This window comes from Flavobacterium adiutor (assembly GCF_048282555.1).
Lineage (GTDB): Bacteria > Bacteroidota > Bacteroidia > Flavobacteriales > Flavobacteriaceae > Flavobacterium.
Map to the genome: position 1 here is coordinate 390,476 of NZ_CP182487.1, position 12,681 is coordinate 403,156.

11 protein-coding genes are annotated in these 12,681 nt (G+C 32.6%); 7 read left to right on the forward strand and 4 right to left on the reverse strand.

All coding sequences use genetic code 11. From position 1 onward, the window contains the following. Window positions 1–9 precede the first annotated feature (9 nt). Both ACNC7R_RS01575 and ACNC7R_RS01580 read left to right on the forward strand, forming a co-directional pair. Window positions 10–2,775 carry a PD-(D/E)XK nuclease family protein gene (locus ACNC7R_RS01575; protein WP_417939245.1) on the forward strand — a complete coding sequence of 922 codons (2,766 nt, stop codon included), beginning with the start codon at window positions 10–12 and terminating at the stop codon, window positions 2,773–2,775. A gap of 291 nt (window positions 2,776–3,066) precedes the next feature. After that, window positions 3,067–3,741, forward strand: a complete 675-nt coding sequence (locus ACNC7R_RS01580; RefSeq protein WP_417939246.1) for an ATP-binding cassette domain-containing protein — start codon at window positions 3,067–3,069, stop codon at window positions 3,739–3,741. Between the two features lie 363 nt (window positions 3,742–4,104). On the opposite strand, the gene ACNC7R_RS01585 is transcribed toward ACNC7R_RS01580, so the two are convergent. Continuing rightward, window positions 4,105–4,884, reverse strand: coding sequence for an alpha/beta fold hydrolase (locus tag ACNC7R_RS01585; RefSeq protein WP_417939247.1), 780 nt, complete (start codon window positions 4,882–4,884; stop codon window positions 4,105–4,107). Window positions 4,885–5,053: 169 nt separating this feature from the next. Then, window positions 5,054–5,857, reverse strand: coding sequence for a TIGR00266 family protein (locus ACNC7R_RS01590; RefSeq protein WP_417939248.1), 804 nt, complete (start codon window positions 5,855–5,857; stop codon window positions 5,054–5,056). Window positions 5,858–6,067: 210 nt separating this feature from the next. Between ACNC7R_RS01590 and ACNC7R_RS01595 the strand changes: the two genes are divergently transcribed. Further along, complete coding sequence (locus ACNC7R_RS01595; RefSeq protein ID WP_417939249.1) at window positions 6,068–6,424, forward strand: hypothetical protein; 357 nt, start codon at window positions 6,068–6,070, stop codon at window positions 6,422–6,424. 89 nt (window positions 6,425–6,513) lie between these two features. After that, on the forward strand, window positions 6,514–7,032 hold the full coding sequence (locus ACNC7R_RS01600) for a ferritin (RefSeq protein WP_417939250.1): 519 nt from the start codon (window positions 6,514–6,516) through the stop codon (window positions 7,030–7,032). 58 nt (window positions 7,033–7,090) lie between these two features. On the opposite strand, the gene ACNC7R_RS01605 is transcribed toward ACNC7R_RS01600, so the two are convergent. Continuing rightward, window positions 7,091–8,383, reverse strand: a complete 1,293-nt coding sequence (locus ACNC7R_RS01605; RefSeq protein ID WP_417939251.1) for an aminopeptidase P family protein — start codon at window positions 8,381–8,383, stop codon at window positions 7,091–7,093. Between the two features lie 488 nt (window positions 8,384–8,871). Here ACNC7R_RS01605 and ACNC7R_RS01610 point away from each other — a divergent pair, with 488 nt between their 5' ends. Both ACNC7R_RS01610 and ACNC7R_RS01615 read left to right on the forward strand, forming a co-directional pair. After that, the gene (locus ACNC7R_RS01610; protein WP_417939252.1) at window positions 8,872–9,477 is read left to right on the forward strand and encodes a hypothetical protein; all 606 of its coding nucleotides are present in this window, start codon (window positions 8,872–8,874) and stop codon (window positions 9,475–9,477) included. Window positions 9,478–9,569: 92 nt separating this feature from the next. Further along, entirely contained in the window at window positions 9,570–10,181 is a 612-nt protein-coding gene (locus ACNC7R_RS01615) for a hypothetical protein (RefSeq protein ID WP_417939253.1), read from the forward strand. Window positions 10,182–10,281: 100 nt separating this feature from the next. On the opposite strand, the gene ACNC7R_RS01620 is transcribed toward ACNC7R_RS01615, so the two are convergent. Beyond that, window positions 10,282–11,643, reverse strand: a complete 1,362-nt coding sequence (locus ACNC7R_RS01620; RefSeq protein WP_417939254.1) for a hydroxymethylglutaryl-CoA synthase family protein — start codon at window positions 11,641–11,643, stop codon at window positions 10,282–10,284. Between the two features lie 362 nt (window positions 11,644–12,005). On the opposite strand from ACNC7R_RS01620, the gene ACNC7R_RS01625 reads away from it, so the two are divergent. Further along, window positions 12,006–12,671 carry a succinate dehydrogenase cytochrome b subunit gene (locus ACNC7R_RS01625; RefSeq protein WP_417939255.1) on the forward strand — a complete coding sequence of 222 codons (666 nt, stop codon included), beginning with the start codon at window positions 12,006–12,008 and terminating at the stop codon, window positions 12,669–12,671. The last annotated feature ends 10 nt before the right edge of the window (window positions 12,672–12,681 follow it).

A 12,681-nucleotide genomic window follows, 5' to 3' on the forward strand; every position in this document is an offset into this window, starting at 1 on the left:
TTTTATCATATGATAAACACTCCTTTTTTAGAAAAAATTGCAGCTACTATTACTCAGGATCATTCCGATAGGTTATTTGAGATTACTATTGTTCTTCCTAACAAAAGGGCTAAGGTTTTTTTGATTGAAGCATTAAGGAAACAAACAAACAAAACCATTCTTTCTCCTAATATTATTTCGATTGAAGATTTTGTCCAGCAAGTTGCTTCTGTTCGTTCTATTGATTCCATTGAGCTCTTGTTTGAATTTTACGAGGTTTATCTCTCTATCACAGAAAAACAACATCAGCAGTCATTTGAATTATTTGCAAATTGGGCAAAAACACTTCTGCAGGATTTTAATGAAATTGACCGTTATCTTCTTGAGCCTTCGCATATTTTGTCTTATCTAAAAGATATTGAAGATATTAAAAAGTGGGGAATTGAGGTTGAAAATAAAACGAAACTCCTTGAGAATTATATCGATTTTTGGAAATTGCTGCCAGTTTATTATGAAGCATTGTATAGTCATTTGTTAAATAGGGGTTTTGGTTATCAGGGTTTAATTTATCGAGAAGCAGTAAATAATTTGAATCATTTTTCAAATACTATTTCGAATAAAACATATGTTTTTGCGGGGTTTAATGCTTTGAATGCAGCCGAAGAAAGGATAGTACAGCATCTTTTAGCTCTTGATCAGGCAAAAATTTACTGGGATATAGATCAAGTATTTCTGAACGACCCATATCATGATGCAGGTCTTTTTGTACGACGGTTCAAAGAAAATTGGAAACACTATAAATTAAATCCTTTTGAGTGGATTGTGGATGATTTTTCCCAGTCAAAAAATATTCAGGTAATAGGAACACCAAAAACTATTGGGCAGGCAAAACTTTCGGGAAGTATTATCGAAAATATTCTGAGAGACAATCCAGATTCTTCTCTTGATAAAGTGGCAATTGTGCTGGGTGAAGAAAATTTACTAATACCTGTTTTATATTCTTTGCCAAATTCTGTTGGGTCATTGAATATAACTATGGGCTATTCAGGTAAAAATAATCCGTCACAAATTTTAATTGCCAAATTGTTCAAAATGCATACAAACGCTCTTTCCAGAAATGGGGCAAGTTATGTTTTTTATTACAAGGATGTGCTTGATATTCTCACACATCCGTTAATTGAACCTTTCGCCAAAACCAATCAGTTAGTTAAAATTATAAAAGAAAATAATTACACTTTTATTACGCATACCAGATTAAACGAACTCAATTTGAATCCTTCAGATTTATTTAGTCTGCTGTTTCAAAAATGGGAAAATGGATCCTTGGCTGTACTCGAAAGTATTTCGGCGCTTTTACTTTTGATTAAAGAAAATTTTAGTAATGACAATGAAGACGAGAAAATTGCAAAAACTTTTGTTTTCTCTATTTTTAAAGTTATCAATAAGTTAATCAATTATTATTCTAAGCATACTCTTATAGATGATATTCAGACTTTGTATGCAGTTTATAAACAGATAATTGATCTTGCAGAAGTTTCTTTTGAAGGGGAGCCTTTAAATGGCTTACAAATTATGGGGGTTTTGGAAAGCCGTGTCCTTGATTTTGATACGGTAATTGTAACTTCTATGAACGAAGGGAAGTTTCCGGCCGGGAAATCTCAAAATTCATTTATTCCGTATGATGTGAAGAGGGAGCTTGGGTTGCCAACTTTTAAAGAAAAAGATGCTATTTACACATATCATTTTTACCATCTGCTGCAAAGAGCCAAAAATATTTATCTGATTTATAATACCGAAAATGAAGGATTAGATGCCGGTGAGCGTAGCCGCTTTATAACACAGTTAGAAGTAGAAAAGCAACCTAGGCATAATTTAACTTTTGATATTTACAATCCGGTTTTGCCTGCAACGGCTTATAAACCAATGTCGATTCCAAAGTCAGATGCCGTAATGCTGCGTTTGAAAGAAATAGCTACGACGGGATTTTCTCCTTCGGCTTTAACAAGTTATATTCGGAATCCGATTGATTTTTATTTTCAAAAAATACTTCGCATCCGGGAAGTTGAAGAAGTAGAAGAAAATATCGCTTTGAATACTTTGGGAACTATTATTCATGGGACCTTGGAGACTTTGTATACTCCTTTTATCGATAAGTTTATTTCTGAAGAGGATATTTCTAATTGTTTTAAGTTGCTGGATGATGAAGTTTTAAAGCAATTTAAGTTGGTTTATAAAGAAGGAGAAATTAAGAAAGGGCGAAATCTTTTGGCTTTTGAAGTTGCAAAACGTAATGTTTCTAATTTTCTAAAAATGGAATTAGAGGCGATTAAAAATGGAGACGAAGTCAAAATTATTGCCTTGGAAAAAACATTTGAACGTGACTTAATTCATCCTAGTCTCCCTTTTCCTGTTTTAATTAAAGGAAACGTTGACAGAATTGAACTGCGTAATGGGAAAATAAGAATCATTGATTATAAGACAGGAAAAGTTGAAAAAGTTAATGTTATTCTTAAATCATGGAACGGATTGACTCGGGAGCTTAAAAATGATAAAATCATTCAGGTATTGGCTTATGCTTTTATGTTTGAAAAAGAAGCAGGAGAATTTCCTGTTGAAGCAGGTATTATTTCATTTAAGAATCTGAAGTCTGGTTTTTTACCGTTTGGTTTTAAGGAAGATAGAGAATTGAATATTACTGTTTCCAGAGAGACTTTAAATAATTATCTGGATGAAATTGTAATGTTGTTAAATCAGATTTTTGATGTTAACATTCCTTTCGAAGAAAAAATAAATTAATATCAGGAAGCTGTTAAACATATTCGAGTTTTTTAAAACCACATTAGGTATTAATTTGGTGGTATGTTCTATTGCTGTTTTGTTAGGTGGCTTTGATTATTTTTTTATAATGTTTTTGAGTTTTGGTTTTTTAATGAGTATTGGTTTCAAAGAGTTTTATCGAAAGAGTGATTACTTGTTTTATTCTAATAATGGAATTTCTAAAATTCAGCTCTGGATATTCAGTTATCTTTTTACTATTTGCATGACCATATTAATTGGTTTGATAATTTTTTTAATCAAGAAATTATTTTGAAAAAATATATTTTAGAAGTCGACGGAATTCAGAAAAAATTTGCCGAGAGAGTAATACTTTCTGATGTATATCTAAAATGCGAAACATCAGAAATTGTTGGGTTGTTAGGGAGAAACGGTTCTGGTAAATCTACTTTGCTAAAAATCATTGTTGGACTTGTTCAAGCTCCCAATAAATGTATTCGAATTGATGGAATTTCTAAAAATAAAGCAATCTATTTGTTTAATGAAATTAGTTATTTACATCAGGATCAGTTTATTCCAAATCATTTGTCTGTTAAAAAAGCTATCTCGTTGTCAATTGATGCTAAGGAAATTGAAAGTTTTTGTGAGGATGAATTCATTACATCTGTTTTAAAGAAAAAGGTAAAAGACTTGTCAGGTGGGGAACTTCGTTATTTAGAAATCAAAATAGTGCTTTACAATTCTTCAAAATTTGTTTTGTTAGATGAGCCTTACAACGGATTGTCGCCAATTATGATTGATGTTGTGAATGAATTGATTAAAGCAAATTCAAAGAAAAAGGGAATAATTATTACAGATCATAATTATCAAAATGTAATCAAAATTTCTACCAGGTTAGTTTTGGTGAAAAATGGTAAAGTGTATAATATCGATAAAAAGGAAGGTCTAGTTGAGCATGGATATTTGTCAGCTATTGCACTTTTTTAATTCATTTGCTTCTAAAATGCCATAATTCTCAAATTAATAATTTAATATCATTAGTTTATCTGATTGTTTTTTTAACGAGATATGAATTATTTATTAAGATTTTTTGTGCACTTTATTTTAAAAATAAAGAATCGATGTGTTATCAATAAAAGTGATGCAGAAACTTATTTTTGGATTATTTTTTAACAGTTATTCATTGAAAAGTTATATCTATTCAAATACCTTTGCCACATCTAAAAAAAGATTATTTTTAGAAACCTGACACAAAATGTCAGAATTAAAACGACTAAGATTTTGCCCCCGATAATGAAGAAAGGCCGTTTCACATTGATGATCGGTCTTTTTTCTGTTTCTAATCAATTCTTAATCCCTAAAAAAATCAAAGAGAACTTTTTTTAAATCGTCCTTATTCTCAATTTGGCTCATGTGTCCACCTTCAAAAGATACAAGTTGTACATTTGTATTTTCGACTTGTGATATGCTTTGATCATAATTTAAAACAGGATCCTTTTTGCCTAAAATTAATAAAACCGGGAAAAGGTTTTGTTTCAAAAGACTTTCTCTGTCTTTCCTGATTTTCATTCCTTCCAGCGAAGCTACAATTCCCTGTAATGGTGTTTTTAAGGCTTCTGTTTTTACTTTTTCGATTTCATTTGCAAGACGCTCACGATTATCTTCACTAAATAAATTGGCAATTGCCATACTAACAAAGCTGACATAGTTTTGTTTTACCGCTTTAATGGCACGTGTTCTGTTTAGTTTTTTTTCTGCACTATCTTCTTTGGAAGTCGAATTCAGTAAAACCAGTTTTTGTACTTTTTCCGGGTATAATTCGGCGAAAGCCAGACCAATGTAGCCACCCATAGAATGCCCCAGAATGATCGCTTTTTCAATTTTCAGATGTTCTAAAACTGCATTGACAGCTTTGGCATTTTCTTCCATTTCATGAACATAGCCTAAACATTCTGACTCGCCGTGACCTAATAAATCAATGGTTATTATACGATAGTTTTCACAGAATACAGAAACATAGTCTTTCCACATTTTTTTGTTTTCCAGAAAGCCGTGAAGTAAGACAATTGAAGTTCCTTCTCCTGAAACAGTATAGGATATGTTGGTGTTTTTATGTAAAATGGTTTTCAAAATGAAGTTTTATAATATGTAAGACAAAGATAAGAAACGATAAATCATATAGGAAATTTAAGTTTGATAGATGCACTTTGATAAATTTTGTTATAATTTATTTTTATAACAATTCCGATTTTGGTATAATAAAAAAGGCCTTCATTCACTGAAAGCCTATTCCGTTTTTTTAAAACCTATTATCACCATCCAGAAGATTTCCTAACCCACCAAGCAGGCTTCCTTCATCCCGGTTGTTTCCGCCAGATCTTGGTGCTGATGCAATGATGCGGTCGGCTAATCTGGAGAAAGGTAATGACTGAATATAAACTATTCCCGGACCTTTTAAAGTAGCATAAAATAAGCCTTCACCGCCAAAAATAGAATTTTTGATCCCGCCAATAAATTCAATATCATAATCTACGTCTTTGGTGAAACCAATAATACATCCGGTATCTACTTTTAGGACTTCTCCATGCGCCAAAACTTTTTTAGCCATTGTTCCTCCCGAATGTACGAAAGCCATACCATCACCTTCAATTTTCTGCATGATAAAACCTTCACCACCAAATAAGCCGCGGCCTAACTTCTGAGAAAATTCTATCCCAACAGAAACACCCTTGGCAGCGCATAAAAACGAACTCTTTTGACAGATAAATTTACCCTGAAATTCGGTTAAATCAATCGGAAGGATTTTGCCGGGATAGGGTGATGCAAATGAAACTTTGCTTTTAGTGTTGCCCTGATTTAAAAATGCCGTCATAAACAAGCTTTCGCCTGTAAGGACTCTTTTTCCAGCATTCAGCAGTTTGCCAAACAAACCTGATCCCTGTTGCTGGGAACCATCGCCAAATATGGTTTCCATCTGGATGTTGTTTTCCATCATCATAAAACTGCCCGCTTCGGCAATGACAATTTCCTGTGGATCCAGTTCTATTTCCACATATTGCATTTCTTCTCCAAAAATTTGGTAATCTATTTCGTGTGCCTGCATGATTTTAATAAATTTAGTTTCAAAATAAGTCTAATGATCCTCAGAAATGTTACAGTGTTATCATTAATGAGTTGTTTTTTAGGATATAAATTCAGCAAATAAATTCATTTTTAAAAATAAAAATAGTATTTGTTATTTTAAATTAGTCTTAATTATGTGTTTATTTGGTGTAAATTATATATTTTTGTACCGTTATAAATTTATATAAGAATGGCATTAGTTAGCGATTTGACCACCAAAGTATTATTTGAAACCGAAAAAGGATACAGTTATCAGTGTGATTTGACTAATAGTATCATTATCAATTTTATTGATACGTTGTCAAGTTATAAAATTCATGATTTTTTGATTTTCCAAAGAAAAGTCAATAGTGTCGATATTTTAGATATGCTTTATGATCTTTCCGATCATGCTGATGCACAGTTGATTGAAACTACTAAAAAAAATTTTTCCAGAAATCTTACCATCTGCGAAATAGTACAGCTTCGTGAATTATTAAACGGAACTAAATTTACGCTGAGTTTGCATTCTATGCTTTGTAACATTGCAAATGTTGAGCTAATTTAGATTCTTACTTAGATTAAATCCAAATTTTCAGGCCCTTAAGGCTTTTGTTTTTATATTTTGTAAATTTACACAGATAAAAATTAATGATGATGAAAGATTTACTAAGAACAAGCACTTCATTAACTGAAGGCGTAGAAAATATATTGAATTTACAGGCAAAAATCGAAAGCGACGCTTCTAATAAATATTTAGCGATGGCTGCATGGCTGGATAGAAATGGCTACGCTAATACAGCATCGTATTTGTATAAGCAGGCGGAAGAAGAAAGAGAGCATTTTCTGAAAATTTTCAAATTCATTACAGATATGGGAGGGATTGCAGTAACGCCATCTGTTCCTGAAGTGCAGCAGGAATTTGCTTCTTTCAGAGAAGTGTTTGAAGTTGCTTTGCAAAATGAAATTGCCGTTACTCAGGCAATTAATAGAGTAATTGCAAAATGCAGAGCTGAAAATGACTATGCTACAGAAGATTTTATGATGTGGTATGTGGCTGAGCAAAGAGAAGAAGAGAAAAATGCAAGGAGAGCTCTGGAACTTTTCGAACTCATCAACGAAAACGAAGCTACAGGCAAATTTGAATTAGATGTGCAAATAGCAAAAATCGGATAATACCGATTTATAAAATTTAAAAGCCCTTAATATGTAAAGTATTAAGGGCTTTGTTTATTTAGGCATTCATCAAACTCTCAATTTCATCAACTTCAATAGGAATATTACGCGTCAAATTAAAAGGCTCTCCCTTTTCCTGAACTACAACATTATCTTCCAGACGAATTCCGAATTTCTCTGCCGGAATGTAGATTCCTGGTTCAACCGTAAAAACCATATTGGCTTTCATAGGTTCGTGAAGCAATCCATAATCGTGCGTGTCCAATCCCATGTGATGAGAAGTTCCGTGCATGAAATATTTTTTATAGGCTGGCCAGTCCGGATTTTCGTTCTGAACATCAGCTTTGTCAATCAAACCCAAACCTAATAATTCAGAAGTCATGATTTTACCCACTTCAACATGGTATTGTTTCCAAAGCGTTCCTGGTGTCAGCATTTTTGTCGCTTCATTTTTTACTCTCAAAACCGCATTGTAAACTGCTTTTTGTCTTTCTGAAAATTTTCCCGAAACCGGAATCGTTCTGGTCATATCGCTGGAATAATTCGCATATTCAGCAGCAACATCCAGTAAAATCAAATCTCCGGCCTTACATTGCTGGTTGTTTTCGATATAATGTAAAACGTTCGCATTATTTCCTGAAGCGATAATCGGCGTATAAGCAAAACCTTTAGAACGGTTACGAATGAATTCGTGTGCCAGTTCGGCTTCGATTTCGTATTCGGTAACATTTGGTTTTACGAATGACAATAATCTGCGGAAACCTTTCTCGGTAATATCACAGGCATGCTGAATCAAATCGATTTCTTCACTTTCTTTTACAGAACGAATGCGTTGCAAAATTGGATTGCTTTTCGCCACATTATGTGCTGGGTATTTTTCTTTCCACCATTTTACAAAACGGGCTTCGCGAGTTTCAGTTTCAACAGCTGCTCGGTAATGCTCGTTGGTGTTGATGTACATCGTATCAGCATACGTCATCATTTCGTTCAAAATCTTATGAAAATCCTGAAGCCAGTAAACCGTTCTGATTCCCGAAACCTGAAAAGCACGTTCTTTGGTCAGTTTTTCACCTTCCCAAATCGCGATATGTTCGCTGGTTTCTTTCAGGAAAAGCATTTCTTTCTGGTTTTCATAAGGCGCATCCGGAAACAAAAGCAAAATACTTTCTTCCTGATCCACACCACTCAGGTAAAAAATATCCCTGTGCTGGGCAAAAGGCATCGTGCTGTCGGCACTAATTGGGTAAATGTCGTTTGAATTGAAAACAGCAACGCTGTTCGGTTTCATTGCTTCTGTGAATTTTCTGCGGTTTTTTACAAAAAGATTGCTGTTTATTTGATGATATTTCATAATTGTTTCATTTTGGAACTTAGAATTTCAAAATTACATATTTTAAGTAATCAACGTAAAATTGATTTCTTAAAGTTTTATTATTTGTTTAGGTTCTAATATTTTGAGTATTTTATTTAAACGCAAAGAGCGCAAGGATTTGCGCAAAGTTCACAAAGCTTTTAGGTAATGTTGTCATTTCGACGTAAGGAGAAATCTCCGCAAGTAACTCCACAAAGATTGAAAAATCTTAGAATCTTTAAAATAATGGCGTGTCCCAAGGGCCGGGCTTTCAGCTATATCTTTTATTTCGCTGTCGCTTCATAAAAGGATACCGCCTCAATCCCTCACGCAAAACTCGGATTAACATGGAGTTGATAATGAAAATCATTTTTCAATCAAGGGAATTTGTATATTGCTATTCTTAAAATGCTCTTGATATAAATAACTACAAAATAAAGTGAAGGCAAAATTAAAATTATTTTAAAAAGATTTTTTTATCCAAATAAATGAAAGAGTTAATCCTGGAAAGCAAAGGAATACAAACAGATCAATATTTTATTCCGCCCTTTGAGTTGAGAGAAGGGGAATTTCTTTTGATATATCTTGATAATCATCCTGTTTCGTACGAGGTAAAATCTAGTTTAATAGATATATTCGGCGGAAAAGTAAAGCATAAAGATGTTATAATCTACAAACCTTTAACATATTCAAAACATTTTAGGGAATCTGAGTTTAGAAGGAGATTTTTTCCTATTACTGTTGGAGAATATTTGGAAAGAAATGCCAATGAAAAAAGTGAGTTTGCTAAGAAAATTTATGAAATTGAATGGATTCATAAAAAAACAAAAGTAAACAGATTACCAGGAAATCCTAGAAGATTAATTACAATATATTCAGTATTATCAAAAACAAAAAATATAATCCTTGATGTAGTTGCGCAAGATCCTCAAGGAATCGAAGAAACTGGTCAGATTGTGAAAAGAGAAGTGGAAAAAGGAGGATCGGCAATATTATTTGACTGGACAGATATTCTTAAAAAAGATTGTACTAAGTATATAAAAATAGAATGGCTAATCGATTTAGAAAAAAATAAACGAGAGTTTAATTTTTAACAGAGTTTGAAACGAAATTTTTTTGAATAGGTTAGATAAAGCAAAAAAGCAAATCGGCTTTAGCCAAAAAACAATTGATTTTCAAAAATAAAATGAATACCAAAAACATAAAAATACTAAGAACCAAAATTTCAATTCCTTTAAACAAGGCCATTGAATTGCTTAAAAATAATAATGACAATATAACGCTTGCCGAACAGGATTTTCATAATCAAAACATTATAGAGGTCTGCAAAAGAACAGAATGCGAAGAAGAAACTGCAAGAAAAGAATATCAAATTTGCAATTATGATGTCGCTAAAGCAATTGAAAGAATCAATCAGAAACCAGTTGTAATTTCAACAGGTAATAATGGAGATTCAAAAATCGGGTTTATTTTATGGCTGGAAAATGCAGAGGGAGAATTTTATAAAACTGAAAAAAGAAACGATGTTTTTATTTCAACAAAAGATTTTGAGATTGTTTTGAAAGCATTTGAGTCTGTTTTTCCAATTAAAAATCCATGGAACGGAATTATCGAAGATGAATTTGATAAAACGGGTCATAATTTCTTTGATAATGCAATCTGTAAACTTATTGTTGAAAAGATAAGCAGAATTGAAACTCATAATGAAAAAGAAAAAATATTTCTGCTTGAATTAATAAACTGGCTAAACGATAAATTAGCTTATGCTGATTATATAGTGGTTTACGGTAATTTATAAGAATGAATCCAAAGACCAGAAAATAAAGAAAAAAAACCGAAGCTATTTAAACTTCGGTTTTATTTGGAATTTGGGTTCTCAAAAATTGGAATTTCAAAATTTAATCCACCCATTTATAATATCTAGCTCCAATTAAAACTGGAATTTCTTTTTCAATTCTATCTAAAACCCATTCGTTTTTTGGAGTTCTAACGCTTTGTTTTTGTTCTTTTTTGTGAAGATTTTCATAAGTATTGAAATCAATTTCTATACTTTCGGCTAAATTTTCGAAAAGTTTCACATTTTCTAAAGCTGATTTCCATTCTGGCTGAATCGTTCCTTCAAAAACCTTCGATTTCGATCCGCTTCCATAAGCTAAGAAACCGAATTTTGTTCCGGTAACTTCTTTTTTGTTATCATAAAAATGTGCAAGAGTCGATAATAATCCCATGAAAATGGAACCTGTATAAAGATTTCCAATTAAAGAAGAAGCCAATTCAGCAGGTTGTAATTTCTCGGTTACAAAATTTCTGTAATCTTCCGATTTTGCAATTTCCTTAATTTTCGTTTGATAATCTGCTGGAGCAATATCATCAGCAATGATTTTTTCGGCACTGTCTAAAGCGTAAATTTCAGACAACATTCGGCGGCCCTGAAACGAATAAGGCAGGTGCATGATAATGCTGTTCCAGGTATTGTATAATGTTTCAGTAGTGTTTTTTAGTTTTTTGAACGAAAAATAAGCAGAACGTGTACGATCCATATAACACTGGTTTGAATACTGTCCGTCAAAAACCGGCTGGTCTTTATGGATTTCTATTTCAGCTTCTAAATTATCGAACCAGGAGTCGTTATTTGTATTTTGTGTAATGGCTTCTTTTGAAATGCTTCTGTAGGGTTTAAAGAAATCAAAAACACCTTTTGTGCTCGTTGCCCAATTATCATCAAAAGCGATAATTTTTGGGTTTGCTGTAATCAGCATTGCAACCGCTCCGGCACCTTGAGTGTATTCGCCACCAGAATTTAAATCGTATTTGGCAAAATCACTGGTTACTACGATTGCTTTTTTTGATGGATTCAATTTCACAAAATCCAAACAATTTTGCATCGCATCAACACCGCCAATACAAGCAAAAGTAAAGTCAACAACATCACATTCAGCTAAAGCATCTTCGCCAAATTTCTGCTCCATTAAACTAATCAAATATGAAGCAATGGGTTTTGAACTGTCAATACTACTTTCAGTGCCAACATAAATCCTGCTGATTTCGTTTAGGTTTATATTGTTGTCAATGATAAGTTTTGTTAAAGCATTAGCTCCAAAAACAACCGCATCCTGATGAACATCCGGAAAAGTCATTTTTAACAATCCAAGACCTTTTTCTAATTTTTCTGGTTCAATATTTCTGGCAATAGCCAAAGTTTTTATGGGTAAATGTATGTTAGCTACATCAAAAGAAATAGCATCAATTCCTGTTTTCATTCTCGTTTTTTTTGAAGGTGGTAAAGGTAAAGTTATTAGAATGGAATGACAATTATTTAAGGCTATAAAATTCTGGCTTAAGCTGAGTTTTGTACAAAAGAGGTCAGAAGCTGCGTTAAAATAATAATTTAGTACGGTTTTGTTATTTTTTTATGGGATAAATATTGTCTGAAATAAAGTGAGTAAATTGTATATATTAAAATTTTTATAATAATTTAATGCATATTCTGTTTTTTTAGTAAGTAAAAATACGTACATAAAGGCTATTTTAAAATCATTATAAATAACAACGAAATGGTTGTAGTTGATATGTAATTGAGTTATTTTTGCTTAATTTTTAAAAACAAACTACTTAAACACTTATGGCACAATCTGCACTATTGAATGCTTCCATCTTAAAGAAAGTAGCTATGGCTCTTTCGGGAATATTCTTAATCACTTTTTTAGCGCTGCATGTTACCTTAAACTTCATTTCTGTTATTAGTGAAGACGTTTTTAACGAAGCTTCACACTTTATGGGTTACAATCCGCTAATACAATTTGTAATGCAGCCAATTTTGGCAATTGGGGTAATTTTCCATTTCGTAATGGGCTTTATACTTACTGCTCAAAACAGAGCTGCTAGACCTATTGCTTATGCGAATTATAATGGAGCTGCAAACGCATCATGGAGTTCTAGGAATATGATTATTTCTGGATTGGTTATTTTAGCATTCTTAGGATTGCATTTTTATGATTTCTGGTTTCCTGAAGTTACGTATAAATACATAGCAGGGAGTGAGCCAGATGCTACAAGATATTATGGAGAGTTGGTTCATAAATTTCATGATCCAATCCGTACAGGATTATACTGTGTGTCTTTCATCCTTTTAGGATTTCATTTATGGCACGGGTTCGCATCTTCTCTTCAGTCTGTAGGGATGCACAACAAATATTCAAGGTTTTTGGCAAAAGTAGGTTACTGGTTCGCAGTTGTAGTTCCGGCACTTTTCGTAATTATCGCCTTATTTCATCATTTCAAACAATAATTAATATCAA

Coding starts and splice junctions, on each gene's coding strand:
- ACNC7R_RS01575 (WP_417939245.1), top strand. CDS start 10: ATGATAAACACTCCTTTTTTAGAAAAAATTGCAGCTACTATTACTCAG.
- ACNC7R_RS01590 (WP_417939248.1), bottom strand. CDS start 5,857: ATGCAGGCACACGAAATAGATTACCAAATTTTTGGAGAAGAAATGCAA.
- ACNC7R_RS01595 (WP_417939249.1), top strand. CDS start 6,068: ATGGCATTAGTTAGCGATTTGACCACCAAAGTATTATTTGAAACCGAA.
- ACNC7R_RS01600 (WP_417939250.1), top strand. CDS start 6,514: ATGAAAGATTTACTAAGAACAAGCACTTCATTAACTGAAGGCGTAGAA.
- ACNC7R_RS01605 (WP_417939251.1), bottom strand. CDS start 8,383: ATGAAATATCATCAAATAAACAGCAATCTTTTTGTAAAAAACCGCAGA.
- ACNC7R_RS01610 (WP_417939252.1), top strand. CDS start 8,872: ATGAAAGAGTTAATCCTGGAAAGCAAAGGAATACAAACAGATCAATAT.
- ACNC7R_RS01615 (WP_417939253.1), top strand. CDS start 9,570: ATGAATACCAAAAACATAAAAATACTAAGAACCAAAATTTCAATTCCT.
- ACNC7R_RS01620 (WP_417939254.1), bottom strand. CDS start 11,643: ATGAAAACAGGAATTGATGCTATTTCTTTTGATGTAGCTAACATACAT.
- ACNC7R_RS01625 (WP_417939255.1), top strand. CDS start 12,006: ATGGCACAATCTGCACTATTGAATGCTTCCATCTTAAAGAAAGTAGCT.